This is a genomic window from Aquihabitans sp. G128, assembly GCF_019048865.1.
Lineage (GTDB): Bacteria > Actinomycetota > Acidimicrobiia > Acidimicrobiales > Iamiaceae > Aquihabitans.
In genome coordinates this window covers 2648363-2672728 of sequence record NZ_CP077604.1, presented here as the reverse complement: position 1 = coordinate 2672728, position 24366 = coordinate 2648363, and the positions used below count along the sequence as shown (strand labels likewise).

Here is a 24366-nt window from a genome sequence, read left to right as displayed (position 1 = left end):
CCGGTTCGACGGGGTGGGGGAGCGACGGGCCAGACTGACCAGATGGTCGATGCCGAACTGGACCTCCTGGTCCTCGGGTCCGGGGTGGCGGGGCTCTCCGCCGCCGTGCGGGCCGCCGACACCCACAAGATGCGGGTGGGCGTGCTCACCAAGGGCGAGCTGCCCCAGGCCACCACCCGCTGGGCCCAGGGCGGCGTCGCCGCCGTGCTCGGCGGCGACCCGGACTCCACCGACCTCCACCTGGCCGACACCCTCAAGGCCGGCGCCGGCCTGTGCGACGCCGAGGCCGTGCGGGTGCTCGTCGACGAGGGCCCGGCCCGGGTCAACGACCTCATCACCCTCGGGGCGATCTTCGACCGCGACAGCCGCGGCGAGCTGGAGCTGGCGCGCGAGGGCGGCCACACCCTGGCCCGCATCGTCCACGCCGGCGGCTCGGCCACCGGGGCCGAGGTCGAGCGGGCGCTGGTCGAGGCCGTGCAGCTCACCGCCGCCGCCCTCCACGAGCACGCCTTCGCGCTGGAGCTGATCGTCGAGGCCGGCCGCTGCCGGGGCGTCACCGCCCTCTTCCCCGACGGCACCATCCAGGAGGTGCGGGCCCGCAACGTGCTCGTCACCACCGGCGGCGCCGGCCAGCTCTACGCCGTCACCACCAACCCGCTGGAGGCCACCGGCGACGGCATCGCCATGGCCCTGCGCGCCGGGGTGGCGGTCGCCGACATCGAGTTCATCCAGTTCCACCCCACCGCCCTGTCGGTCGACTCCATGCCGCGGCCCCTGCTGACCGAGGCCCTGCGCGGCCACGGCGCCCTGCTGCGCGACACCAACGGCGAGCGCTTCGTCGACGAGCTCCAGCCCCGCGACGTCGTCTCCCGCGCCGAGACCTGGCGCATGCAGGAGCTGGGCACCGACCACGTGTTCCTCGACGCCACCGGCCTGGAGGACTTCGACCAGCGGTTCCCGAACATCGCCGCCGAGCTCACCCGCGCCGGCCTCGACCCGGCCAAGGACTGGCTGCCGGTGGCCCCGGCCGCCCACTACACCTGTGGCGGCATCGTGACCGACCTCCAGGGCGCGTCGTCGCTGCCCGGCCTCTGGGCCGCCGGCGAGGCCTCGTGCTCCGGCGTTCACGGCGCCAACCGGCTCGCCTCCAACTCGTTGCTCGAGGGCATGGTCTTCGGCCCCCGGGCCGTGGAGGCCATCGAGGCCGGGGTGTCGGGCCCCGAGGCCTCGGGCGCCATGCGCACCGTCCTCGGGATGGACCCCGACCGCCCCGACACCGTGCCGGCCGGCGTGATCGGCGGGCGCTTCGTGCACCTCGACCCGGTCGAGGCCGACCCGTCGCTGCTGCCCGAGGACCCCGCCAAGGCCCGCCTCGTCCTGCAGCGCGAGCTCACCGACAACGCCGGCGTCCTGCGCGACGCCGCCCGCCTCGACGCCGCCGCCGTGGTGGTCGCCGCCGCCCTGGCCGCGCCCCGGGCCGACACGGTGGCCGACTACGAGCTGCGCAACCTCGCCACCGTCGGCCGGGCCGTGGTCGACGCCGCCCGCCGCCGCGAGGAGAGCCGCGGCGCCCACACCCGCGACGACTTCCCCGCCACCGACCCCGCCCAGGCCCACCGAACCGTCTTCGTGTAGCGGCGTCGGTCCCGGGCAGCGCGACGTTCGCCGCCCACTAACCTCCGGCGGGATCGAGCACACCCCCCGAGGAGCGAACACCGAGATGAGCGACACCGGCAGCCACGGCCCGAACTGGTACCCGGACCCCATGGGCAAGCACGAGTACCGCTGGTTCGACGGGACCAACTGGACCGACCAGGTCAGCTCGCACGGCAAGCAGTCGGTCGACCCCATCACCGGGCCGGGCCACGTGCCGCTCAGCGACGTCAAGCAGGAGCGGGTGCAGAAGGGCCTGGCCAAGGCCGGCATCGAGGCCGGCGCCGTCCAGGGCGGCGGCACGCTGTTCACCGAGCCGGTCCTGGTGGTGAACCAGAAGGCCAAGCTCATCGAGGTCAACAACGAGTACGCCATCCTCGACCAGCACGGCACCCAGATCGGCGCCGTGCGCGAGATCGGCCAGAGCACCGCCAAGAAGGTGCTGCGGGTCCTCACCAACGTCGACCAGTTCCTGACCCACAAGTACCAGGTGGTCGACATCCACGGGCAGATCCAGCTGCAGCTCACCCGCCCGGCCAAGGTGATGAAGTCGAAGATCCTGGTGCAGGACGGCCAGGGGGCCGAGATCGGCCAGATCCTGCAGGAGAACATGATCGGCAAGATCCGCTTCGGCCTGGTGGCCGGCGGCCAGCCGGTCGGCTCCATCAACGCCGAGAACTGGCGGGCCTGGAACTTCGCCATCAACGACGCCAGCGGCACCGAGGTCGCCCGCATCACCAAGACCTTCGCCGGCCTGGCCCGGGCCATGTTCACCACCGCCGACAACTACGTCGTGCAGATCCACCGCCCGCTCGAGGGCCCGCTCCTCAGCCTCGTGGTGGCCGCCGCGGTCAGCGTCGACACCGCCCTGAAGCAGGACGACAGCCGTTGAGCGCGGCCCGGTGAGCGATGCGCCCGCCCTGGCGCCGGTCCCGGCGTTCACCATCCGGGCCGCGGTCACCCTCGCGCTGGCCGAGGACCTCACCCCGCTCGGCGACCTCAGCGCCGCCCTGCTGCCGCCGGAGGCGCGCGCCGAGGCGCAGTTCGTGGTGCGCACGGCCGGCGTCATCGCCGGCACCGCGTGCGTCGACGAGACCTTCGCCCAGGTCGACCCGGCCATCGCCTGCACGTGGGCGGTGGCCGACGGCGACCGCGTCGAACCCCGCGCCGTGCTCGGCACCGTCACCGGGCCGCTGGCCTCGGTGCTCACCGCCGAGCGCACCGCCCTCAACTTCCTCGGGCACCTGAGCGGCATCGCCACCCGCACCCGCGCCTTCGCCGACGCCGCCGCCCCGCTGCGCGTCTGGGACACCCGCAAGACCACGCCCGGCCTGCGGTCGCTGGAGAAGGCGGCCGTCCGCGCCGGCGGTGCCCGCAACCACCGCGGCAACCTCAGCGACTGGGTGATGTTCAAGGACAACCACCTCACGGCCCTCGGCATCGACGAAGCCGTCCGCCGGGCGCGCACGTGTGGCCCGGCCGCACCGTCCACGTCGAGTGCGAGCGGCTCGACCAGGTGGTGCAGGCCTTGGAGGCCGGGGCCGACGCCCTGCTGCTCGACAACATGAGCCCCGACGAGGTCCGGGCCTGCGTCGCCGTGGCCGACGAGCACGCGGCGATCGCCGGCACGCGGCGAGCCCTGCTCGAGGTGTCGGGCGGCATCACCCTCGAGACCGTCGGCAGCTACGCCGACACCGGCGCCGACGTCGTCTCCAGCGGCTCGCTCACCAACTCGTCCCCCGTCCTCGACATCGGGCTGGACATCGAGGTCACTTCGTCGTCAGGGACGTCGCTGCGCTCCGTCCCTTCCTCCGAGCTTCCTGGTTGACGGGCTGACGCCCGGCGCTTCTCGCAACGACGGCGGCGGAGCCGCCGTCGTTGGTCGTCAGGGGGCTCCGCAAGCTCCGCCCCCGACACCCCCCGAGCTCGCTTCGCTCGGAAGGGCCAGGCTCCTGCCCTTCGTGACCGCCTTCTTGGTGGGAGAGAGGGCGCCTCGGCTTCGCGGCTCGCCTGGGTGCCGGGGTGATTCGGACGGGGTGGGGGGGACGGGGCAGGCTGTCGGGCATGTTGTTGGCCATCGACATCGGCAACACCCAGACGGTGATCGGGCTGTTCCGCTCGCCGGGTGAGGTGGACGACGGCTTCGGTCCCGACGACGTCGAGGGCGGGAGCCGGGCCGAGGCGGACCTGGTCGACCACTGGCGCATCGCCACCTACGCCGAGCGGACCTCCGACGAGCACGCCCTGGTGGTGCAGGAGTTCCTGGGCTTCCACGGCTTCTCGTTCGACGACGACATCGACGGGATCGCCATCTCCTCGGTGGTGCCCCGCAGCACGGCGGCCTTCCGGGAGATGACCGAGAAGTACTTCGGCTTCCGGCCGGTGGTGATCGAGCCCGGCGTCCGCACCGGCATGCCGATCCTGACCGAGAACCCCCGGGAGGTCGGTGCCGACCGCATCGCCAACGCCGTCGCCGCGCTCGACCTGTTCGGCGGGCCGGCGATCGTCATCGACTTCGGCACCGCCACCACCTACGACGCCCTCTCGGCCAAGGGCGAGTACCTCGGTGGCGTGATCGCCCCCGGCGTCGAGATCAGCCTCGACGCCCTCTACACCCGGGCTGCCGCCCTGCGCCGGGTGGAGCTGGTGGAGCCCCGCAGCATCATCGGGCGGACCACCGTCGAGTCGATCCAGGCCGGCGCCATCTTCGGCTTCGCCGGCCAGGTCGACGGCATCTGCCGCCGCCTCACCGACGAGCTCGGCGCCCCCACCGTGGTGGCCACCGGTGGCCTGGCCGAGCTGATCGCGCCGTACACGTCGAGCATCCAGCGGGTGGAGCCGTGGCTCACCCTCCACGGCCTCCGCCTCGTCTTCGCCCGGAACGGCTGAGCGTCAGGGGAGCGTGCGCTCGTAGACGATGACGCCGTCGTGGGTGGCGAGCTGGTCGTAGAGCGAGCGGGCGGTGGCGTTGGTGGTGTCGGTGTGCCAGTACAGCTTGTCGCTGCCGGTGGCGACGGCCAGCTCAGCGGTGGCCTCCACCAGGGCCCGGCCGACGCCCCGGCCCCGTGCCGCCGGGTCGGTGTAGAGGTCCTCGAGGTAGCAGTACGAGGTGAGCGACCAGGTGGCACGGTGGAACGTGTGGTGGGCGAAGCCCAGCAGCGCCCCGTCGCCGTCGCCGAGGTCGGAGGCGGCGAACGCCCCCAGCGCGCCCACCGGCTCGAGGGCGTCGGCGAGGCGCCGCCACGCCTCGTCGGTGACGCCTTCGGCCAGCTCCGTGGCGTAGAAGTCGAGGTAGGCCGCCCACAGCGGCTCCCAGGCCGTGCGGTCGCCAGGCTGCAGCGGTCGGATGCGGAACGTCATGGCGGCGAGTCTCGCCCAACGCTCGGCGTCGCCCGGAAGAGTTGGGTCCGACGTGGCACCACGCGGCAGGCTGGTTGATCCTGCGCCGCCAGCGCCCGATCCCGGAGTCCTCGTTGCCCGACCGCCCGTCCGTCCCGTACCGCTTCGATCCCGATGCCACGGCGGCCGGGCTCAAGGCGGCCCACGGCGACCTGGAGCCGGGCGTCGAGACGGGTGAGATCGTCACCGTCGCCGGCCGGCTGCTGCTGCGCCGGGGCCAGGGGAAGCTGGTGTTCGGCCAGCTGGCCGACGCCACCGGCCGCATCCAGCTGTTCGCCCCGGCCAACGAGACGGCCGACTTCGAGGCCTTCGGCAAGCTGTCGCTGGGCGACTGGATCGGCGTCCGCGGCGAGGTCATGACCACCCGCAAGGGCGAGCTGTCGGTGAAGGTCCTGGAGTGGACCACCCTGGCGGAGACCCGCCGCCCGTTCCCCGACAAGTGGCACGGCCTGAGCGATCCCGACACCCGCTACCGCCAGCGGTACGTCGACCTCTGGGTGACCGACGAGTCGCGCCGGGCCTTCCAGCTGCGCTCGAAGCTGGTGTCGCTCACCCGGCGCTGGCTCGAGGACCGCGGCTTCATGGAGGTCGAGACCCCGATCTTCCACCCGGTGCCCGGTGGTGCGCTGGCCAAGCCGTTCACCACCCACCACAACGCCCTCGACCAGGAGCTCTACCTGCGCATCGCGCCCGAGCTGTACCTGAAGCGGCTGGTGGTGGGCGGCTTCGACCGGGTGTTCGAGATCGGCCGGGTGTTCCGCAACGAGGGCCTGTCCCCGCGGCACAACCCCGAGTTCACGATGCTCGAGCTCTACCAGGCCTACGCCGACTGGACCGACATCATGGCCTTGGTCGAGGAGCTGGTGGCCTACCTCGCCGAGGAGCTCACCGGCTCCACCACGGTCAGCTACCAGGGCCGCGACCTCGACCTGTCGGTGCCGTGGCGACGGGCGTCGCTGGCCGAGCTGATCCACGAGCAGATCGGCGTCACCGTCGGCCTCGACACGCCCGTCGACGAGCTCCGCGCCCTGTGCGACGAGCACGAGGTGCCGTGGCAGGACAGCTACGGCCCCGGCAAGCTCATCCTGGAGCTCTACGAGAAGACCGCCGAAGCCGCCCAGTGGAGCCCGGTGTTCGCCACCGAGTACCCGATCGAGGTGTCGCCGCTGGCCCGCCCCCACCGCGAGCTGCACGGGATGACCGAGCGCTTCGAGGCCATCGTCGCCGGGCGCGAGCTCGGCAACGCCTTCAGCGAGCTGCTCGACCCGGACGACCAGCGGGCCCGCTTCGAGGACCAGGTCAAGGCCGGCGAGGCCGGCGACGACGAGGCCATGGCTGTCGACGAGGACTACCTCCGGGCGCTCGACTACGGCCTGCCGCCCACCGGCGGCCTCGGCATCGGGATCGACCGCCTGGTGATGCTGCTGGCCGACGTGGGCACCATCCGCGACGTCGTGCTGTTCCCCACGCTGCGCCCCGAACAGCTGAGCGCCGCCGTGGCGGACGACACGGACCGGACCGAGGGCGACGGGGTAGAGGGCGGCCGGCCGTCGTGAACCGAGGGGAGGCCTGATGCGTGCGCTGATCACCGGGATGGGCGGGGAGCTGGGCACGCGCGTGGCCAACCTGCTGGAGGCCGACGAGCGCTTCACCGAGATCGTCGGCATCGACGGGTACCCGCCGCGGCGGCGCACCACCCGGGCCGAGTTCCACCGCATCGACCCCCGGGACCGGCGCAAGGCCGTGCTGCTGGTGCGCGACTTCGACCCCGAGGTGATCCTCCACCTCGGCGTGTACGAGCCCAACGCCCGCTTCGAGCCCACCGAGGCCCGGCTGGGCACGGCCGCCTCGGCGGTGTCCGTGCTGGGCGCGGCGGCCTCGTGCCCGTCGCTGCGCGGCATCGTCGTGCGCTCGGGCATCGAGGTCTACGGCCGCCGACGGGGCGCCCCGTCGCGCCCGGACGAGGACGCCCGCATCGACCCGACCACGCCGTTCGGCCGCTCGCTGGCCCACGTCGAGCAGGTGGCGGTCGAGGCCGGCCAGGTGGCCGGCGTGCCCGTCACCGGCCTGCGCTGCGGGCCCATCGTGGGGCCCAGCTTCCCCAGCCCGCTCGGCCGCTTCCTGCGGCTGCCGTTGGTGGCCACCCCGCCGCCGCTGGCCGAGCTGCCCTTCTGCCTCCTGCACCAGGAGGACGCGGCCCACGCCATCGTCGCAGCGGCCGGCGCCCTCCACGACGGCCCGCTCAACGTGGTCGGCCCCGGCGCCATCACCGCCAGCCAGGCCATCCGCCGAGGCGGGCGCATCCCCGTCCCGGTCGTCGGCCCGGGCTGGCTCCTCGCTGCCGCCACCGCCGAGCTGCTCGGCGCCCCCCTCCCGGAGCACACCCGCGAGCTGCTGGTGCGCGGCGGGGTGGCCGACGGCGCCGAGGCCCGTCGGGTGCTCGGCATCGAGCCCCGGGCCACCGACGACGTCGTGGCCCAGCTCTACGAGTGGGCGTCGGTCGCCCACCTCACGCCGAGCTCCAAGGGGGCGGCGGCGTGAACGTCGACGCCATCCGCCGGGGCATCCCGGGCGCCCAGGCGCTCGCCCTGCTGCAGCGGCGAGCGCGGGGCGAGTTCGACATCGACGAGTGGGGCCTCGACCCCGACCTGGTCGCCCTGGCCGACCCGATCTTCGCGGCGCGTTGGGACATCGAGGTCTCCAGTGCGGAGCAGCTGCCCGCCGTGGGCGGAGCCGTCCTGGTCTGCAACCGCCGCTTCGGCATCAGCGAGCCGTGGGTGCTGGCCCGGGGCGTCCGCCAGGCCACCGGGCGCTTCGTGCGCACGGTCGGGGTGCCCGACGTGGCGCCCGTCGGGCCGTTCGTGCGCCGCTTCGGCGGCGTGCTCGACCGCACCGACGAGATCGCCGGCCTGCTGCGCGCCGGCCAGCTGGTGGGCCTGCCCACCTCGCGCTCGCTGCGCAGCCGGGTGGACGCAGGCACCCTCGAGGTCGCCCGCCTCGAAGCCGCCCTCGCCACCGGTGCGCCCGTGGTGCCGGTCGCCCTGGTGGGCCGCGAGACCGGTCGGGCGTGGCGGATCGCCATCGGCGAGCCGGTGGCCATCCCGGCGGCCGGCGGGCCGCTGGCCGCCGCCGAGCTGGCCGAGACCACCCGCCACGCCGTCCAGACCCTCCTCGACGACGCCCTCCCGGCGTCGTGGTGGCTGTGAGCCGGAACCGGAGACGACCCCATGCCCTTCGCTGACGCTGCCGACGGCACCCGCATCGCCTACCACCTGTCCGGCAACCGCGACGGTGAGCCGCTGCTCATGATCCAGGGCCTGGGCGCCGACTCCCGGGGCTGGACGCTGCAGAAGCGGGCCCTGTCCCGTTTCCGGCTGATCCTCGTCGACAACCGCGGCGTGGGCGACTCGGACCGCCCGCCCGGCCCCTACGACCTCGAGGTCATGGCCGCCGACGCAGTGGCCGTGCTCGACCACGCCGGCTACGGCTCGGCCCACGTGATCGGCGCCTCCATGGGCGGGATCATCAGCCAGGTGCTGGCCGTGCGCTTCCCCGACCGGGTCCGCTCGCTGGTGCTCGCCTGCACCGCCTGCCACCACTTCGAGTGGCGTCGCGAGCTGCTCAGCGAGTGGGCGGAGCAGGCCCAGGGCTACGGCATGCGGGAGTTCGTGCGCCGCAACCTGCGCTGGCTGGTGGGCCCCCGCTCGCTGCGCCGCCTGGCCCCGGCGCTGGCCGTGCTCGGGCCGCTCGCGTTCAGCGTGCCGGTCTCGTCCTTCGTGGCCCAGATCCGGGCCATCCTCGACATGGACGACGGCCTGCGCGGGGAGCTGGGCACGATCGCGGTGCCGACCCTGGTGCTGGTGGGCAGCCAGGACGTGCTCACCACCCAGGGCGACGGCGAGGAGATCGCCTCGCTCATCCCGGGCGCCGAGCTGGCCATCGTGCGGGGCGGCGCCCACCTGTTCCAGGTGGAGCAGGCCAAGACGTTCAACCACCTCGTGTCGGACTTCCTGGCCCGGGTGCAGGCCCGGCCCGGCGTGCTCAGCAGCGCCGTGACCCCCTAGCGAGCGCTACTCGAGCCCGTGGTCGAGGGCGTAGCGGATCAGCTCCTGCTTCCGGTTGAGGTGGAGCTTGCCGAGGATGTTGCGGACGTGGTTCTCCACCGTCTTCTCGGCGATGAACAGCTGCTCGCCGATCTCCCGGTAGGTGTGGCCGCGGGCGACGTACTGCAGCACCTCGCGCTCGCGCTCGGAGAGGGCCTGCCCGCCGCCGGAGCCCTTGTGCATGCGACGGAACTCGCCGAGCACCAGGGCGGCGAGGCTGGGGGAGAACACCGGCTCGCCCTGCGCCGCCTGCCAGAGGCCCCGGCGCAGCTCCTCCACCGGGGTGGACTTCACGAGGTAGCCCACCGCGCCGGCCGCCACCGCGTCGAGCAGGTCCCGCTCCGACTCCGACACGGTGAGCATCACGATCGGCACGTCGGCGCCGCACTCGCGGGCCACCTTGATGCCGCCGCCCTCGGGCATGTTCAGGTCGCACACCACGAGGTCCGGCTTCTCGCGCCGGATGGCCTCGATGGCCTCGATGGCGGTGCCGGCCTCGCCGACGACGGCGAAGTTCTCGCCCAGGTCGGCGCGCAGCCCCGACCGCCAGATCTGGTGGTCGTCGGCCACCACCACTCGTAGGGCACGGAGCTCCGCCATCGGTGCAGTCTGCCACCGGGGGGAGCGGGGCTTCGGGCGCCGAGGCATCGCCGGTCACCCGTCCGGGTAGTGCGGGGCGATGCGCGTGCACGTCCTGGTCAACGGAGGAGCCGGCTCGGTCGACGAGTCCGACGAGGGCGGGCAGGTGGCCGCCATCCGCGACGCCTTCGCCGCAGCGGGGGCCGACGCCGAGGTCGAGGTCGTGCCCGCCGACCAGATCCCCACCGTCATGCGGCGCAGCTGGGACGGGCCGCAGCGACCCGACGCGGTGATCGTGGCCGGTGGCGACGGCACCGTGAACTGCGCAGCCGGCGTGGCCGCCGGGACCGACCTGGTGATCGGCGTCCTGCCGCTGGGCACGTTCAACCACTTCGCCAAGGACCTCGGGCTGCCGGCCGACCTCGAAGGGGCGGCGGCCGCCCTGGTCGGCGGCGCGGTCCGCCCCGTCGACGTCGCCGAGGTCAACGGCCACGCCTTCGTCAACAACTCCGCGCTGGGCGTCTACCCGGCGATGGTGGCGGTGCGGGACCACATCCGCGAGCACCGGGGCTGGGGCAAGGTGCGAGCCGTGCCGGTGGCGGTCTACCGCGTGCTGCGCGACCTGCCGGTCCACCGCCTCGACCTGGTGGGCGAGGGGTTCGAGCGCCGCCACGTGCGGACGCCGTTCGTGTTCATCGGCAACGGCGTGTTCGACAACGCCGACGGCGGCCTGGTGGTCCGCGAGAGCCTGGAGGACGGGCTGCTCGGCCTGTCGGTCGCCCGGGTGGTGTCGCGGTGGGGGCTGATCGCCATGGCGGCCCGCTCGCTCGTCTCCGGCACGAGCCGGGCCCGCGACCTCGACGTCGCCCAGCTGGCCGAGGTGACCGTCACCAGCAAGGCCCGGCGGCTGCGGGTGGCGCTCGACGGCGAGGTGCGGTGGATGGACCTGCCGCTGCGCTACCGGTGCCGGCCCGGTGCCCTGCAGGTGCTGGCCCCGGAGCCGGCCCCCGAGCCCGACGTCCGCGAGGCCGACCCCGTCTCCTGACGGCTCACTCCCAGACCGACGCCATGTCGGTGAGGGTGACCTTCAGGTCCTTGTAGCCGAAGCCTCGGGCATCGAGGCGCTCGCGCACCAGCGCGAGGGCCCGCTCGGTGGCCGCGGCCGCCAGCGCGCCGGGCCCGTCGTCGCCGCGCTCGCGCAGCTCGTGGCGCACGTTGAAGAAGTGCAGGCGCTCGTCGTAGGTCAGGGTGCCCTCGGGCGTGAAGGCCGAGCGGAACACGGTGTGGTCCTCGGCCTCCGCGGCCAGGGTGGCCCGGGCCTCGGGGGTGAGGTCGTGGAACTGGCCGCGGACCACGGCCCGGTAGATCTTGGTCATGGTGGTGCCTCCTGTCGGCCGGGTGACCGTAGACCCGGTGCCGCTGCGGCCGGCAGCCGGTTTCAGCCGGCTCGGCGGGGCCTGAGCGGGGCGTGCAGGCGGACCTCGACGCCGTGGCCCGGGCGCCCGTCGACCTCGGTGGTGCCGCCCACCTCGGCGAGGCGGCCGCGCATGGAGCCCACCGTGCCCATGCCCTCGGTGACCGTCGCCGGGTCGAAGCCCCGCCCGTCGTCCTTCACCGAGCAGAAGACGTGGTCGTCGACGTCGACGAAGACCGTCGCCCGAGCGGCCGCGCCGTGCTTGGCGGCGTTGGTGAGCGCCTCGCCCACGGCCCCGGCCAGGGCCCCCACCACGTCGGGGTGGACGGGCGCGTGGTCCTCGTCGACGAAGAGCACCGAGACCCGCAACCCGTCGCGCCGCTCGACGTGGGCGGCGGCGGCGCGCAGGGCCGTGCCGAGGTCGTCGGTGCTCGGGCGGTCGCCGGCGAGGAAGGCCCGCAGGTCGATCTCCTGGTCGCGCGCCAGCGCCACCAGCTCGTCGTCGGTGGAGCGGCGCTGCACGACGGCCAGGGTCTGGAGCACGCCGTCGTGGAGGGTGCGGGCGAACTCCTCCCGGGCCCGCGCCCGGGCCACCGCGTCCTCTGCTCGGCGGACCGACGTCATCACCGCACCGCCGGCGGCGCCTGCCATGGTGAACAGCACGGCGCTCGACCACAGGCCGAGGGCCGAGGCCCAGGGGTACGGGGCGATCCGGTTGCCGTAGTACCGGCCGAAGCCGAGCACGATGCCCGCCGCCGCACCGCCCGACCCGCCGGCGGCCACGCCGGCCATGAGCACCCCGGCCACGGGCCACGCCGACCCGAAGGTCTGCCCGTGGAACTGGTCGTAGACCCCGCCGTCGGCCACCAGCAGCACGGCGCCGAAGGCCACCTCGGTGGCCACGACGGCCGGGTGGAACAGCCACCGACGGCGCCGGATCGACCCCTCGAAGCCCACCACGGTGAAGACCAGGGCGACGCCCAGCAGCGCCACGGCGACCAGCCGGTGGGAGAGGTCGGCCCGCGTGATGCCGAGGACGGCGACGGCCCACGCCCAGGCGAGGGCCCGGAACACCGCGATGCCCCGCGCCACGCCCCACTCCAGGTCGGTGGGGCCGGCGTGGGCCGAGGTCGGGGCCGAGGCCGCGCCGGTGCGCCGGGAGCTGGTCAGCGCCATGGGCGGATCGTACGGCTCCCCGGGCCTCGGCGGCCGGGCGTCGGTGCAGCGAGCCTCGCCGACCGCCATGTCCGGTTCGGCGGCAGCGTCACCGTTAGCGTGGATCGCCGATGGCCGGGAGCGACGAGGGACCGAACTCCGGCGGCGCGACGGAGCCGCACCCGCACGACCGCCGCATCTTCGTCGTCGTGGGTGCCGTGCTGGCCGTGGTCCTGCTGGCGCTCGCCGTGGCCACCTTCGCCCAGGACGACGACGGCTCCTCGGTGGCCTCTGGAAGGGGGACCTCCACCACCGCCGCCCCACCCACACAGGGCTCCGCACCGACCGACGCCGCGCCCGGGACGTCGGCCGTCGGCGCCAGCACCACCACGGGGCCGAAGGCCACCACGACCACGAAGCCGCCCAAGGGGTCGAAGGGGCCGAAGTCGGGCGCCATCTCGCTGGTCTTCGCCGGCGACCTCCTGCCCCACGGCCCGGTCAACGCCGAGGCCGCCCGCTACGGGCGGCAGTCCGGCAAGCCGTACGACTACGACCCGATGCTGGCGCCCATGAAGCCGATCGTCAGCGGGGCCGACGTCGCCATCTGCCACATGGAGGTGCCCATCGCCCCGCCGGGCCAGGCGGTCAGCAGCTACCCGTCGTTCGGCTCGCCGCCCGAGCTGGCCGACGCCGCCCGCGCCACCGGCTACGACGGCTGCTCGAACGGCTCCAACCACGCCCTCGACCGGGGGCGGGCCGGCATCCAGGCCACCCTCGACCGCTTCGACCAGGACGGCCTGAAGCACGCCGGCACGGCCCGCACCCAGGACGAGGCGAACACGATCACCACCTACGACGTGCAGGGCGTGCGGGTGGCCCACCTCAGCTACGCCTACGGCTTCAACGGCTACGCCATCCCGGCCGACGCCCCCTGGTCGGTCAAGCAGATCGACGTGCCGATGATCGAGGCGGACGCCGCACGAGCCAAGGCCGAAGGGGCCGACCTGGTGGTGGTCAGCCTCCACTGGGGCACCGAGTACCACGCCGAGCCGGACCAGTACCAGCGCGACGTCGCCGCGCAGCTCCTGCCGTCGACCGACATCGACGTGATCATCGGCGCCCACGCCCACGTCGTGCAGCCCATCCAGCAGGTCGAAGGAACCTTCGTGGTGTGGGGCATGGGCAACCAGCTCTCGAACCAGAGCCAGGCATCGCGGCGCGACGGCCTCACGGTGCGGGTCACCGCCACCCGACAGGACGGGCGCTGGAAGGTCTCCGGCGTCGAGGGCATCCCGACCTGGGTGGAGCCGGGCTCGTTCCGCGTGCTGCCGGTGGTGGACACCCTGAAGGACCCCGCCACGCCGGCGGGCCTGCGCGCCGAGCTCTCGGCGTCCTACGACCGGACCGCAGCCGTCCTCGACACCCCCGCCAACCCCGGCGTGGCCCTCGCCCCCAAGCCCTAGCCCCGGACGGCGGCCAGGCTCTCGAGCAGGTGGCGCGAGGCGCCCTGGAGGGCGACCGCGGCCGGCCGGTCCTCCAGCGGCGCCAGCAGGTCGATGGCCTGGGCGACGTACTGCTCCGCCACCTCCACCGACTCGTCGATGGCCGAGCTCTCCCGCACCAGCGTGCGGGCCCGCTCCCAGGTCTCGCCCTGGATGGGCGTGCCGAGCAGGTCGCCCAGCTCGGCGCCCGAGGGGCCGGCCAGGGCCCGCAGCACGGGGAGGTTGTAGGCGCCCTCCACCAGGTCGTGGCCGGCGGGCTTGCCGAGCTGCTCGTCGGTGGCGATGACGTCGAGGATGTCGTCGACGATCTGGAACGCCATGCCGTAGGCGGTGCCGAACTCGGTGAGCCGGTCGATCTCGGGGCGGGGGAGCTCGGCCACGATGCCGCCGATGCGGCAGGCCGACGACAGCAGCGACGCGGTCTTGCCGTCGATGGAGGCCAGGTAGGCGGCCTCGGTGCGGGTGACCTGGTAGGCGTCCTGCAGCTCCATGACCTCGCCCTCGCAGAGGCGGCCGATGGTGGCGGCGAGCAGGCCGGCCACCTCGGTGCCCAGCGAGGCGGCGATCTCCGACGCCTTGGCCAGCAGGAAGTCGCCGGCGAGGATGGCCCGGAGGTTGCCCCAGCGCGAGTTCACGCTCTCGACGCCGCGCCGGGTGGTGGCCTCGTCGATCACGTCGTCGTGGTAGAGCGAGCCGAGGTGCACCAGCTCCACCGACACGCCGCCACGCACCACCTCGAGCGAGGCGGGCCCGTCGCCGCCGGCGCCGCAGGCCGCGGCGGCCACGGCGAACAGGGGCCGCACCCGCTTGCCGCCGGCCCCGATGAGGTGGCTCGCCATCTCGGTCATGGCCTCGGTGGGCGCCCTGACCGCGGCCCGCAGCTCCTCCTCCACCCGGAGGCGGTCGGTCTCGACGTGCGGCAGCGCCAGCAGGGGGTTCTCGGCCATCCGGCGAGGCTACGGGCCGCGCCCGCCCGGCCCCCACCCCGCCCGGGCCGAGGGGCCGGTTCCGTGGTTTCCCCCATGCGACGCCGGCCGGGCGGCTCCTACCTTCGGAGCGCTCCCCACCCCGGCGGGTCCCGGCGGGTCGGGCGGTCCGAGCGGCCCGGCGGCCCGCTCGGACCGCACCGATCGGGGCCGGCCGGCGGCGCGTCCGCCAGCGGCCAGGTCCGTGAGCAGGTCATCTGCAGCGAGGTGACCGGGAGTTCACGAAGCGGTCACGTGTGCCGACCGGGTGGGGGAGGCGGGGCGGTAGGATCGCTCTACGATTTCCCGCCAAGTCTGGGAGGCAGGACAACATGTTCGAACGCTTTACCGACCGGGCCCGCCGTGTGGTGGTCCTGGCCCAAGAAGAGGCTCGCCTCCTCAACCACAACTACATCGGCACCGAGCACATCCTGCTCGGGCTGATCCACGAGGGCGAAGGCGTCGCCGCCAAGGCCCTCGAGTCCCTCGGCATCTCGCTGGAGGGCGTGCGCAGCCAGGTCGAGGAGATCATCGGCCAGGGCGGCTCGTCGCCCAGCGGCCACATCCCCTTCACCCCGCGGGCCAAGAAGGTCCTCGAGCTGTCGCTCCGCGAGGCGCTGCAGCTCGGCCACAACTACATCGGCACCGAGCACATCCTCCTCGGCCTCATCCGTGAGGGCGAGGGCGTGGCCGCCCAGGTGCTGGTGAAGCTCGGAGCCGACCTGTCCCGGGTGCGCCAGCAGGTCATCCAGCTCCTCTCCGGCTACTCCGGCTCCGGCCAGCCGGGCCAGGGCGGCGCCAGCGGCGACAAGGCCGGTGCCGCCACCGGCGGGGCCAGCGGCGAGACGCCCTCGGGCTCGCTCGTGCTGGACCAGTTCGGTCGCAACCTCACCCAGCTCGCCAAGGACAAGAAGCTCGACCCGGTCATCGGCCGGGCCCGCGAGACCGAGCGGGTCATGCAGGTCCTCAGCCGCCGCACCAAGAACAACCCGGTGCTCATCGGCGAGCCCGGCGTCGGCAAGACGGCCATCGTCGAGGGCCTGGCCCAGGCCATCGCCGCGGACAACGTGCCCGAGACCCTCCACCAGAAGCAGCTCTACACCCTGGACCTCGGCGCCCTCGTGGCCGGGTCCCGCTACCGGGGCGACTTCGAGGAGCGCCTCAAGAAGGTGCTCAAGGAGATCCGCACCCGCGGCGACATCATCCTGTTCATCGACGAGATCCACACCCTCGTGGGCGCCGGTGCCGCCGAGGGCGCCATCGACGCCGCCTCGATCCTCAAGCCCATGCTGGCCCGGGGCGAGCTGCAGACCATCGGCGCCACCACGCTCGACGAGTACCGCAAGCACCTCGAGAAGGACGCCGCCCTCGAGCGACGGTTCCAGCCGGTGAAGGTCGAGGAGCCCACGGTGGCCCACACCATCGAGATCCTGAAGGGCCTGCGCGACCGCTACGAGTCGCACCACCGGGTCACCATCACCGACCAGGCCCTCGTGGCGGCGGCCAACCTGGCCGACCGCTACATCGCCGACCGGCACCTGCCGGACAAGGCCATCGACCTCATCGACGAGGCCGGCTCCCGCCTGCGCATCAAGCGCATGGAGACCCCTGCGGACTACAAGGAGCTCGAGAACTCGATCGCCCAGGTCGTCCAGCAGAAGAAGGAAGCCGTCGAGGCCCAGAACTTCGAGGAGGCCGGGCGCCTCCGGGACAAGGAGAAGGAGCTCCTCGGCCAGAAGGAGGCCAAGGAGACCGAGATCAAGGCCTCCGGCGTCGACCTGTTCGACGAGGTGGACGAGGAGTCCATCGCCGAGGTCCTCTCGCTCTGGACCGGCATCCCGGTCTACAAGCTGACCGAGGAGGAGACCGCCAAGCTCCTCCGCATGGAGGACGAGCTCCACAAGCGGGTCATCGGCCAGGAGAACGCCATCAAGGCCGTCTCCCAGGCCGTGCGCCGCACCCGGGCCGGCCTCAAGGACCCGAAGCGCCCCAGCGGCTCGTTCATCTTCCTGGGCCCCTCGGGCGTGGGCAAGACCGAGCTGGCCAAGACCCTCACCGAGTTCCTCTTCGGCGACGAGTCCAGCCTGATCAGCCTCGACATGTCGGAGTACATGGAGAAGCACACGGTCAGCCGCCTGGTGGGCTCGCCCCCCGGCTACGTGGGCTACGAGGAGGGCGGCCAGCTCACCGAGGCCGTCCGCCGCAAGCCGTTCTCCGTGGTCCTCTTCGACGAGATCGAGAAGGCCCACCCGGACGTCTTCAACACGCTGCTCCAGATCCTGGAGGAGGGCCGGCTCACCGACAGCCAGGGCCGTTCGGTCGACTTCCGCAACACCGTGCTGATCATGACCTCGAACCTGGGCACCCAGGACCTGCGCAAGGCCAACGTCGGCTTCGGCAAGAACGACGAGGCGGTCTCCTACGAGAAGATGAAGGAGAAGGTCAACGACGCCCTGAAGAACCACTTCCGGCCGGAGTTCCTGAACCGCATCGACGAGACCATCGTCTTCCACGAGCTGTCGAAGTCCGAGGTCACCGTCATCGTCGACCTGCTCATCAAGCGCACGAGCGTCCAGCTCGAGGCGCAGGGCATCGGCATCGAGCTGACCGAGGCGGCGAAGAAGGTGCTGGTGGACCGGGGCTACGACCCCACCCTCGGCGCCCGTCCGCTGCGCCGGGCCATCCAGCGGCTGGTGGAGGACCCGCTCTCGGAGCGCCTGCTCTACAAGCAGTTCCGGGCCGGCGAGATCATCATCGTCGACGCCGAGCCGGACGCCGAGACCGGCAAGGACGAGATCGTGTTCCGCTCGGTCGAGGGCTTCGAGCCCCCGGCCACGCCGGAGCTCGCCGAGGCCGCCCCGGAGTGACCCCGGTCGGCGGTCGCACCGACCGCTGGAGCACGAACGAACCGAACGGGGCCCCGCTGCGAAGCGGGGCCCCGTCGCGCCCGGACCAGTCGGCGACGGGAGGCATGTCTCGGCGCGAGGGGGGAAGGGGGACCTGCACCCGCAACCCTCCGCACGGAAGGAACCCCCGATGCCCAGCTCGTACACCGCTCCTGGACTCGACGAAGCCGAGGCCTCCAAGGTGCGCGACGCGCTCCAGAACCGGCTCGTGGCCCTGCTCGACACCCAGCTCACCCTGAAGCACATCCATTGGAACGTGGTCGGCCCGAACTTCATCGGCGTCCACGAGATGATCGACCCGCAGTACGCCGAGGTCGCCGCCATGGTCGACGCCGTGGCCGAGCGCATCGCCACCCTGGGCGGCTCGCCCAAGGGCACCCCCGGCGCCGTCGTGTCCGAGCGCACCTGGGACGACTACAAGCTCGACCGGGCGCTCACCCACGAGCACCTCGCCGCCCTGGACCACGTCTACGTCGGCCTCATCGAGGACCACCGCAAGGCGATCAAGATCTCCGGCGACATCGATCCCGTCACCGAGGACCTCCTCATCGGGCAGACCAACCAGCTGGAGCTGTTCCACTGGTTCGTCCGGGCCCACCTCGAGGACAAGAGCGGCAACATCAGCAGCTGACCGCCGCAGCACCGCCGCAGCCCGGGTCCCCCCCACCCGCAGGCCGCGCGCTCACGAGGCCCCGCCACCCGCCGGCGGGGCCTCGTCGCGCCCGGGGAGCGAACACGCGTTCTCCTGTCATCCCCGTTCGGTACGGTGGTGCCCATGGCCAAGGTCCGCTCCGTCTTCCGCTGCTCCGAGTGCGGCGCGTCCGAGCCGAAGTGGACCGGCCGCTGCAACGGGTGCGAGGCGTGGGGCACCCTGGTCGAGGAGACCGACGGTCCCGCCGTCGGCCGGGTCTCGCTGCTGGCGCCCACCAGCGCGCCGATCCCCATCGCCGAGGTCGACCCCACCGAGTTCGTGGCCCGCCCCACCGGCGTGGGCGAGCTCGACCGGGTGCTCGGCGGCGGCCTGGTTCCCGGCTCGGTCACCCTGCTCGGCGGGGAGCCGGGCATCGGCAAGTCCACCGTGCTGCTCCAAGCGGCCGCCGAGGTGGCGTCGTCGGGGCGGAAGGTGCTCTACGTGTCGGGGGAGGAGTCGCCCCAGCAGATCCGCCTGCGGGCCGAGCGACTGGGCGCGCTGCACCCCCGGCTGTGGCTGGCCGCCGAGATCGGCATCGCCCAGGTGGTGGGAGCCATCGACCAGGTCCAGCCCGACCTCGTGGTGATCGACTCCATCCAGACGCTGGTGAACCCGGACCTGACCTCGGCGCCCGGCTCGGTGGGGCAGGTGCGCGAGTGCAGCCACCGCCTGGTGCAGGAGGCCAAGGCCCGGGGCTGCGCCATCGTCCTGGTGGGCCACGTCACCAAGGACGGCAACCTGGCCGGTCCCCGGGTGCTGGAGCACGTGGTCGACACGGTCCTCGCCTTCGAGGGCGATCGCCACCACGCCCTGCGGCTGCTGCGGGTGGTCAAGCACCGCTTCGGCTCCACCCAGGAGCTGGGCCTGTTCGAGATGACCGAGAAGGGCCTCATCGGCGTGCCCGACCCCAGCGGCCTGTTCCTGGCCGACCGGCGGGTGGGCATCGCCGGCTCGGTGGTGGTCCCCACCATCGAGGGCCACCGGCCGCTGCTGGTGGAGCTCCAGGTGCTGGCGGCGAGCTCGAACCTCCCCTCCCCGCGCCGCTCGGCCACCGGGCTCGACAACGGGCGCCTGTCGCTGCTGCTGGCCGTGCTGGAGCAGCGGGTGGGCGTGTCCACCACCAAGCACGACGTCTACGCCCTGGCCGTCGGCGGTGTGAAGGTGGTGGAGCCGGGCGTCGACCTCGCCCTGGGCCTGGCCATCGTGTCCTCGCTCACCGGGGTGCCCGTGCCGGGGGACCTCGTGGCGTGCGGTGAGGTCGGCCTCGGCGGCGAGCTGCGCCAGGTGGCCCACACGCCCCGTCGCTTGTCGGAGGCGGCCCGCCTGGGCTTCCACCGGGCCGTCGTGCCCATCTCGGCCCCGGCGGCGCCGGCCGGCGTCCAGGAGATCCGCGTCGGCACCCTGGCGGAGGCCGTGTCCCGCCTCGGCCTCCTCCCGAGCTGACCCCGCCGCCTGGCCGGCGACCTCCCGCCGCCCGTCGCGCCCCACCGCCGCCGCGGCCCCACCCTTCGTCGCGCCCCCCTTCGTCGCGCCCCGCCCCACCCCCTCGAACTTGTGGGCCCACGCTTCCCTTTTCGGCGCTCTGGGCCCACAAGTTCGATGGGTCGCCGTCGCGCCCGACCTTCGTCGCCCTGCACCTTCGACGTGCCCCGCTCCTCCCCCCCGAACTTGTGGGCCCACGCTTCCGTTTTCGGCGCTCTGGGCCCACAAGTTCGGAGGGGGAGGGGGAGTCGACGGGGGAGGGGGAGGCGTGACCGGGCGGAGCGGAGGGGACAGATCGGCGTGACGGACGGCGGGGGCCATCCGAGCTGACCAGCGGGGTCGGCCAGTACCCTCTGGAGATGCAGTCCCGCTACGGTCCCGAGCTCCGCGCCGCGCTGGCGCAGGTCGCGCCGGGCCGGATGCTGCGGGACGGCATCGACCGCATCCTGCAGGCGGGCATGGGCGGGCTGCTGGTGGTGGGCGACGGGCCCGACGTGCTCAACATCTGCTCGGGCGGCTTCCTGCTCGACGCCGCGTTCAGCCCGCAGCGCCTCTCGGAGCTGGCCAAGATGGACGGCGCCATCATCCTCGCCCGCGACGGCAGCCGCATCGCCCGGGCCAACGTCCACCTGGTGCCGGACTCCTCGGTCCCCACCTCCGAGACCGGCACCCGCCACCGCACCGCCGAGCGGGTGGCCCGCTCGCTCGGCGTCCCCGTCGTCACGGTGTCGCAGCGGATGAACACCATCTCGGTCTACGTCGGCGACGACAAGCACGAGATCGAGCCCATCCCCCGCGTGGTCAACCGGGCCAACCAGGCCATCTCCACCCTCGAGCGCTACCGCAACCGGCTCGACGTCGACGCCGGCTCGCTCTCGCAGCTCGAGGTCGAGGACCTCGTCACCATCCGCGACGTCGTGAACGTGCTCCAGCGCATCGAGGGCGTCGAGCGCATCGCCGAGGAGATCGAGCGCTACATCATCGAACTGGGCGAGGAGGGCCGCATGGTCCGCCTCCAGCTGGTGGAGCTCATGGGCGGCGTCGAGCACGACCGCCGCCACATCGTGCGCGACTACCGCGGCGACGACCGCTCCGTCCCGCTCGACTCCGTGCTCGGCGCGCTCTCGGCGCTCACCACCGAGGACCTCATCGATCCCGCCGAGCTGGTGAACGCCCTGCGCCTGCCCACCGCGGCGCTCGACGCCTCGGTGGCGCCTCGGGGCTACCGGCTCCTGTCTCGCATCCCGCGGCTGCCGGACCAGATCACCGAGAACATCGTGGCTCGCTTCGGCAGCCTGCAGAAGGTCATGCGGGCGACCATCGACGACCTCGACGACGTCGAGGGCGTGGGTGCCACCCGGGCCAAGGCCATCAAGGACGGCCTCTCGAGGCTGGCCGAGTCGGCCATCCTCGACCGCTACTAGCGAGCAGCCCTAGCGGGCGCGGCGCTCGAGCTCTTCGCGGTTGGTGATGCGGTAGCGGCGGTCCTGCTGCTCGATCCAGCGGAGGCGGACGAAGCTGGCGATGGCCTTGTTGACCCGCTCACGGGAGGCCCCGACCATGCCGGCCAGCTCCTCCTGCGTGATGGGCAGGGCGAACTCGTCGGCCTCGCCGGCCAGCTCCAGCAGGCGCTTGGCGGTGCGGCCGGTGACGTCGAGGAAGACGCTGTCGGCCAGGGCGGAGTCGGTGTTGCGGAGGCGGCCGGCCAGGAGGCGCACCACGCCCCACAGCAGCGCCGGGCGGCTCTCGTAGACGGCCTTGAGCGGCGCGTACGGCAGCTCGACGAGCTCGGAGGGCTCCAGGGCCCGAGCCTCGGCCGAGCGGCTGCCGCCGTCGAACAGGCCCATCTCGCCGAACACGTCGCCTCGCTCCATGAGGGCGACCATGGACTCGCGCCCGTCGACGGAGCGCTTGGCGATGGCGATGCGGCCCGAGGCGACCACGCACAGGCGGTCGGGCTCGTCCTCTTCGGCAAACACCACGTCGCCCCGCAGGTATCGGGCGCTCATCGCCGAGGCGGCCACGCGGGCCATCTCGTCGTCGGTGAGCTCAGCCAAGAGCTCCACATCCTGCAGGAGGTCGATGTCCACCACGGGAGGGATGGTACCGAGTGACGGAGGTCTCTGGTGACCGGCGTCGCCGAGCCCCCCGCGCGGAGGGCGTTCGGCGGGCTTGCGGCGGGCCAGGCCGTAGCCTCTCGCCATGTCCGGTGCCCCGCTCCAGCCTGCTGCCCCGGTGTGGGTGGTCCTCGTCGCCGCCGGCTCCGGCCAGCGCTTCGGCGCCGCCAAGCAGTACGCCCCGCTGGCCGGCCGGCGGGTGCTCGACTGGTCCATCGACGTCGCCCGCTCGGTGGCCGACGGGATCGTGCTGGTGGTGCCGCACGCCGACGCCGGCGACCCCGAGCCGGCCGTCGACGTGGTGGTGGCCGGGGGCGACACCCGCTCGGGCTCGGTGCGCGCCGGCCTGACCGCCGTGCCCGCCGACGCCGCCGTGGTCCTGGTCCACGACGGGGCCCGGCCGCTCGCCACCCACGCCCTCTTCCGGGCGGTGGTCGACGCGGTGCTGGCCGGGGCCGACGCAGCGGTCCCGGTGACCGCGGTGGTCGACACCGTCTGCGACAGCAAGGGCGGACCGGTCGACCGCGACGGGCTGCGGGCCGTGCAGACGCCGCAGGGGTTCGGGGCCGAGGCGCTGCGGCGCGTGCACGCCGGCCGGCCCGAGGCCACCGACGACGCCTCGCTGGTGGCCGCCGGAGGTGGGAGGCTGCGCCTCGTGCAGGGCGAGCGCTGGAACCTCAAGATCACCGAGCCCGACGACCTGCTGGTCGCCGAAGCCCTCCTCGAGAGCCGGTAGCGGCGTGCAGATCCGCGTGGGCCAGGGCTTCGACGTCCACCCGTTCGTCGACGACGCCGAGCGCCCCCTCGTGCTCGGCGGCGTCACGTTCGAGAGCGACCGGGCCCTGAAGGGCCACAGCGACGCCGATGCGGTGGCCCACGCCTGCGCCGACGCCCTCCTCGGGGCCGCCGGGCTGGGCGACATCGGCCAGCACTTCCCGGACACCGATCCGGCCTGGGCGGGCGCCGACAGCATCGAGATCCTGGCCGAGGCCACCCGTCGGGTTCGCCAGGAGGGGTGGGAACCGGGCAACATCGACGCCTCGGTGGTCACCGACCACCCGAAGCTGGCGCCCGTGCGCCAGGAGATGCAGGACCGGTTGTCGGCCGCCGTGGGCGCGCCGGTCACCGTGAAGGGCCGTCGGCCCGAAGGGCTCGGCGCACTGGGCCGAGGTGAGGGCGTGGCCTGCTGGGCCGTCGCCGTCGTGACGAGAGGTTGATGGAGACCGTGATGGAGCTGACCGTGAGCACGCCGTGCCCGAGCGCGAACGAGGCCGGGCGATGAGCCCCGCCGGTGGTGGCCGGGGCGGGTCGGGTCGCGGCAAGGGCCCCGCGGGTGGTGGCGGCCGTGGCAAGGGCGCGCCGGCTGGTGGCCGGGGCAAGCCCGCCGCCGGCGGTCGCAGCGGTGGTGCCGGGCGGGGCGGGGCCAGCGCCGGGGGCCGCAGCGCGGCACCGGCCGGCGGGGGCCGGAACCGGCCGCCGCGCCCCGGTGGCAAGGCGCGCAACGCGCTCAGCCCCATGGGCCCCCAGGCCACCAAGCCCCGCCAGTCGACGAAGCTCGGCCTCGGCGGCGAGCAGGTCGAGGGGCGCCAGGCCGTGCGCGAGCTGCTGCTGGCCAACCGCCGCGAGGTGCGCGAGATCTGGATGGCGTCGGACCTCGACCCGGCCCCCGTGCTCGACGACATCCGCGAGCTGGCGGCCGAGGCCCGGGTGCTGCTGAAGCTGGTGGGTCGGGGCAAGCTCGACGCCGCGGCCCGCACCGGCGCGCCGCAAGGGGTGCTCGGCTTCGCCCGGCCCATCCCCGAGGTGTCGCTCGACGAGCTGATCCACACCAAGCCGGGCCTGCCCGCCCCGTTCCTGATCCTGAGCGACGGCATCACCGACCCCGGGAACCTGGGGGCGCTGCTGCGCTCGGCGGAGTGCGCCGGCGTCACCGGCATCGTGCTGCCCCAGCACCGCGCCGTGCACATCACCCCGGCGGTCACCAAGGCGGCCGCCGGCTCCGTCGAGCACATCCCCATGACCACCGTGGGCGGGCTGCCCACCGCCATCCGAGACCTGCGGGCCGAGGGCGTGTGGGTGATCGGCCTCGACGAGCGCGCCGAGAAGCCCATCTGGGACCTCGACCTGGGCGCCCGTGCCGTCGCCCTCGTCCTCGGCGCCGAGGGGCCCGGCATCAGCCGGCTGGTGCGCGAGCGCTGCGACGAGCTGGTGTCGATCCCCATGCGGGGCCGGCTCTCGAGCCTGAACGTGGGCACGGCCGGCGCGCTGGCCTGCTTCGAGGTCGCCCGGGGTCGCTGAGGCCGGTCACCCGTCCGGGTGGCCCGTAGCGGCGGCGGGCACCCCTTCTCCACGCGCGCCGATTCCTGCAAAATTCTTTTGGCCGTACTGATGGGTTCGTCA

General features: G+C 73.6%; 24 protein-coding genes. 18 read left to right on the top strand and 6 right to left on the bottom strand.

Features of this window, described 5'->3' with window-relative positions; all coding sequences use genetic code 11:
- The first annotated feature begins 42 nt into the window (after positions 1-42).
- The 5 genes from nadB to KSP35_RS12685 all read left to right on the top strand — a co-directional run bounded on the left by nadB (position 43) and on the right by KSP35_RS12685 (position 4542).
- Positions 43-1635, top strand: a complete 1593-nt coding sequence (nadB, locus tag KSP35_RS12705) for an L-aspartate oxidase (RefSeq protein ID WP_216995937.1) — start codon at positions 43-45, stop codon at positions 1633-1635.
- 85 nt (positions 1636-1720) lie between these two features.
- Positions 1721-2545: a phospholipid scramblase-related protein gene (locus KSP35_RS12700; RefSeq protein WP_216995935.1), complete on the top strand. Its 825-nt coding sequence runs from the start codon at positions 1721-1723 to the stop codon at positions 2543-2545.
- A gap of 10 nt (positions 2546-2555) precedes the next feature.
- Positions 2556-3221 carry a hypothetical protein gene (locus KSP35_RS12695; protein ID WP_216995933.1) on the top strand — a complete coding sequence of 222 codons (666 nt, stop codon included), beginning with the start codon at positions 2556-2558 and terminating at the stop codon, positions 3219-3221.
- Positions 3182-3481 carry a hypothetical protein gene (locus KSP35_RS12690; protein WP_254126744.1) on the top strand — a complete coding sequence of 100 codons (300 nt, stop codon included), beginning with the start codon at positions 3182-3184 and terminating at the stop codon, positions 3479-3481. Before KSP35_RS12695 ends, KSP35_RS12690 begins: the two co-directional genes overlap by 40 nt.
- Positions 3482-3717: 236 nt before the next feature.
- Positions 3718-4542 carry a type III pantothenate kinase gene (locus tag KSP35_RS12685; protein WP_216995930.1) on the top strand — a complete coding sequence of 275 codons (825 nt, stop codon included), beginning with the start codon at positions 3718-3720 and terminating at the stop codon, positions 4540-4542.
- 3 nt (positions 4543-4545) lie between these two features.
- On the opposite strand, the gene KSP35_RS12680 is transcribed toward KSP35_RS12685, so the two are convergent.
- On the bottom strand, positions 4546-5013 hold the full coding sequence (locus KSP35_RS12680) for a GNAT family N-acetyltransferase (protein WP_216995928.1): 468 nt from the start codon (positions 5011-5013) through the stop codon (positions 4546-4548).
- 74 nt (positions 5014-5087) lie between these two features.
- Here KSP35_RS12680 and lysS point away from each other — a divergent pair, with 74 nt between their 5' ends.
- The 4 genes from lysS to KSP35_RS12660 are packed head-to-tail and all read left to right on the top strand — an operon-like array spanning position 5088 to position 9116.
- Positions 5088-6608 (top strand): lysine--tRNA ligase, encoded by a 1521-nt coding sequence (gene lysS / locus KSP35_RS12675; protein WP_216995926.1) that lies wholly within the window; start codon positions 5088-5090, stop codon positions 6606-6608.
- A 16-nt stretch (positions 6609-6624) separates the two neighbouring features.
- Positions 6625-7593 (top strand): NAD-dependent epimerase/dehydratase family protein, encoded by a 969-nt coding sequence (locus tag KSP35_RS12670; protein WP_216995924.1) that lies wholly within the window; start codon positions 6625-6627, stop codon positions 7591-7593.
- Positions 7590-8258: a hypothetical protein gene (locus KSP35_RS12665; protein WP_216995922.1), complete on the top strand. Its 669-nt coding sequence runs from the start codon at positions 7590-7592 to the stop codon at positions 8256-8258. The genes KSP35_RS12670 and KSP35_RS12665 overlap by 4 nt, the downstream gene beginning before the upstream one ends.
- Positions 8259-8279: 21 nt before the next feature.
- Positions 8280-9116 (top strand): alpha/beta fold hydrolase, encoded by an 837-nt coding sequence (locus KSP35_RS12660; protein ID WP_216995920.1) that lies wholly within the window; start codon positions 8280-8282, stop codon positions 9114-9116.
- Between the two features lie 6 nt (positions 9117-9122).
- Here the strand turns inward: KSP35_RS12660 and KSP35_RS12655 are convergent, their stop codons facing one another.
- Positions 9123-9755, bottom strand: a complete 633-nt coding sequence (locus KSP35_RS12655) for a response regulator transcription factor (RefSeq protein ID WP_216995918.1) — start codon at positions 9753-9755, stop codon at positions 9123-9125.
- A 79-nt stretch (positions 9756-9834) separates the two neighbouring features.
- On the opposite strand from KSP35_RS12655, the gene KSP35_RS12650 reads away from it, so the two are divergent.
- The gene (locus KSP35_RS12650) at positions 9835-10779 is read left to right on the top strand and encodes a diacylglycerol kinase family protein (protein ID WP_216995916.1); all 945 of its coding nucleotides are present in this window, start codon (positions 9835-9837) and stop codon (positions 10777-10779) included.
- A gap of 4 nt (positions 10780-10783) precedes the next feature.
- Here KSP35_RS12650 and KSP35_RS12645 read toward each other — a convergent pair whose 3' ends face one another.
- Together KSP35_RS12645 and KSP35_RS12640 are read right to left on the bottom strand one after the other, a co-directional pair.
- On the bottom strand, positions 10784-11110 hold the full coding sequence (locus tag KSP35_RS12645) for a DUF6204 family protein (RefSeq protein ID WP_216995914.1): 327 nt from the start codon (positions 11108-11110) through the stop codon (positions 10784-10786).
- 62 nt (positions 11111-11172) lie between these two features.
- Positions 11173-12324, bottom strand: coding sequence for a sensor histidine kinase (locus KSP35_RS12640; protein WP_216995912.1), 1152 nt, complete (start codon positions 12322-12324; stop codon positions 11173-11175).
- 110 nt (positions 12325-12434) lie between these two features.
- Between KSP35_RS12640 and KSP35_RS12635 the strand changes: the two genes are divergently transcribed.
- Positions 12435-13766, top strand: a complete 1332-nt coding sequence (locus KSP35_RS12635; protein WP_216995910.1) for a CapA family protein — start codon at positions 12435-12437, stop codon at positions 13764-13766.
- Here KSP35_RS12635 and KSP35_RS12630 read toward each other — a convergent pair.
- Entirely contained in the window at positions 13763-14752 is a 990-nt protein-coding gene (locus tag KSP35_RS12630; RefSeq protein ID WP_216995909.1) for a polyprenyl synthetase family protein, read from the bottom strand. The genes KSP35_RS12635 and KSP35_RS12630 overlap by 4 nt on opposite strands.
- Before the next feature lie 350 nt (positions 14753-15102).
- On the opposite strand from KSP35_RS12630, the gene KSP35_RS12625 reads away from it, so the two are divergent.
- The 4 genes from KSP35_RS12625 to disA all read left to right on the top strand — a co-directional run bounded on the left by KSP35_RS12625 (position 15103) and on the right by disA (position 21273).
- Positions 15103-17637, top strand: coding sequence for an ATP-dependent Clp protease ATP-binding subunit (locus KSP35_RS12625; RefSeq protein WP_216995907.1), 2535 nt, complete (start codon positions 15103-15105; stop codon positions 17635-17637).
- Positions 17638-17806: 169 nt separating this feature from the next.
- A complete protein-coding gene (locus tag KSP35_RS12620) occupies positions 17807-18307 on the top strand; it encodes a Dps family protein (protein WP_216995905.1) in 501 nt (166 codons plus the stop codon).
- A 144-nt stretch (positions 18308-18451) separates the two neighbouring features.
- A complete protein-coding gene (gene radA, locus KSP35_RS12615) occupies positions 18452-19810 on the top strand; it encodes a DNA repair protein RadA (protein ID WP_216995903.1) in 1359 nt (452 codons plus the stop codon).
- Positions 19811-20208: 398 nt separating this feature from the next.
- Positions 20209-21273: a DNA integrity scanning diadenylate cyclase DisA gene (disA, locus tag KSP35_RS12610; RefSeq protein ID WP_216995901.1), complete on the top strand. Its 1065-nt coding sequence runs from the start codon at positions 20209-20211 to the stop codon at positions 21271-21273.
- Positions 21274-21282: 9 nt separating this feature from the next.
- Here the strand turns inward: disA and KSP35_RS12605 are convergent, their stop codons facing one another.
- Complete coding sequence (locus KSP35_RS12605; RefSeq protein ID WP_254126742.1) at positions 21283-21942, bottom strand: Crp/Fnr family transcriptional regulator; 660 nt, start codon at positions 21940-21942, stop codon at positions 21283-21285.
- Positions 21943-22051: 109 nt separating this feature from the next.
- Between KSP35_RS12605 and ispD the strand changes: the two genes are divergently transcribed.
- The 3 genes from ispD to rlmB all read left to right on the top strand — a co-directional run bounded on the left by ispD (position 22052) and on the right by rlmB (position 24264).
- Positions 22052-22702, top strand: coding sequence for a 2-C-methyl-D-erythritol 4-phosphate cytidylyltransferase (gene ispD / locus KSP35_RS12600; RefSeq protein ID WP_216995899.1), 651 nt, complete (start codon positions 22052-22054; stop codon positions 22700-22702).
- A 4-nt stretch (positions 22703-22706) separates the two neighbouring features.
- Positions 22707-23183, top strand: coding sequence for a 2-C-methyl-D-erythritol 2,4-cyclodiphosphate synthase (gene ispF, locus KSP35_RS12595; RefSeq protein ID WP_216995897.1), 477 nt, complete (start codon positions 22707-22709; stop codon positions 23181-23183).
- A 298-nt stretch (positions 23184-23481) separates the two neighbouring features.
- Positions 23482-24264 carry a 23S rRNA (guanosine(2251)-2'-O)-methyltransferase RlmB gene (gene rlmB, locus KSP35_RS12590; RefSeq protein ID WP_216995895.1) on the top strand — a complete coding sequence of 261 codons (783 nt, stop codon included), beginning with the start codon at positions 23482-23484 and terminating at the stop codon, positions 24262-24264.
- Positions 24265-24366 lie beyond the last annotated feature (102 nt).

Excerpts from the sequence above, each read along its gene's own strand:
- disA (WP_216995901.1), top strand. The coding sequence starts at position 20,209 with ATGCAGTCCCGCTACGGTCCCGAGCTCCGCGCCGCGCTGGCGCAGGTC.
- KSP35_RS12635 (WP_216995910.1), top strand. The coding sequence starts at position 12,435 with ATGGCCGGGAGCGACGAGGGACCGAACTCCGGCGGCGCGACGGAGCCG.
- KSP35_RS12700 (WP_216995935.1), top strand. The coding sequence starts at position 1,721 with ATGAGCGACACCGGCAGCCACGGCCCGAACTGGTACCCGGACCCCATG.
- KSP35_RS12670 (WP_216995924.1), top strand. The coding sequence starts at position 6,625 with ATGCGTGCGCTGATCACCGGGATGGGCGGGGAGCTGGGCACGCGCGTG.
- KSP35_RS12645 (WP_216995914.1), bottom strand. The coding sequence starts at position 11,110 with ATGACCAAGATCTACCGGGCCGTGGTCCGCGGCCAGTTCCACGACCTC.
- KSP35_RS12650 (WP_216995916.1), top strand. The coding sequence starts at position 9,835 with ATGCGCGTGCACGTCCTGGTCAACGGAGGAGCCGGCTCGGTCGACGAG.
- nadB (WP_216995937.1), top strand. The coding sequence starts at position 43 with ATGGTCGATGCCGAACTGGACCTCCTGGTCCTCGGGTCCGGGGTGGCG.
- KSP35_RS12630 (WP_216995909.1), bottom strand. The coding sequence starts at position 14,752 with ATGGCCGAGAACCCCCTGCTGGCGCTGCCGCACGTCGAGACCGACCGC.
- KSP35_RS12620 (WP_216995905.1), top strand. The coding sequence starts at position 17,807 with ATGCCCAGCTCGTACACCGCTCCTGGACTCGACGAAGCCGAGGCCTCC.
- ispD (WP_216995899.1), top strand. The coding sequence starts at position 22,052 with ATGTCCGGTGCCCCGCTCCAGCCTGCTGCCCCGGTGTGGGTGGTCCTC.
- KSP35_RS12680 (WP_216995928.1), bottom strand. The coding sequence starts at position 5,013 with ATGACGTTCCGCATCCGACCGCTGCAGCCTGGCGACCGCACGGCCTGG.
- KSP35_RS12655 (WP_216995918.1), bottom strand. The coding sequence starts at position 9,755 with ATGGCGGAGCTCCGTGCCCTACGAGTGGTGGTGGCCGACGACCACCAG.
- rlmB (WP_216995895.1), top strand. The coding sequence starts at position 23,482 with ATGGGCCCCCAGGCCACCAAGCCCCGCCAGTCGACGAAGCTCGGCCTC.
- KSP35_RS12660 (WP_216995920.1), top strand. The coding sequence starts at position 8,280 with ATGCCCTTCGCTGACGCTGCCGACGGCACCCGCATCGCCTACCACCTG.
- radA (WP_216995903.1), top strand. The coding sequence starts at position 18,452 with ATGGCCAAGGTCCGCTCCGTCTTCCGCTGCTCCGAGTGCGGCGCGTCC.
- KSP35_RS12625 (WP_216995907.1), top strand. The coding sequence starts at position 15,103 with ATGTTCGAACGCTTTACCGACCGGGCCCGCCGTGTGGTGGTCCTGGCC.
- KSP35_RS12640 (WP_216995912.1), bottom strand. The coding sequence starts at position 12,324 with ATGGCGCTGACCAGCTCCCGGCGCACCGGCGCGGCCTCGGCCCCGACC.
- KSP35_RS12685 (WP_216995930.1), top strand. The coding sequence starts at position 3,718 with ATGTTGTTGGCCATCGACATCGGCAACACCCAGACGGTGATCGGGCTG.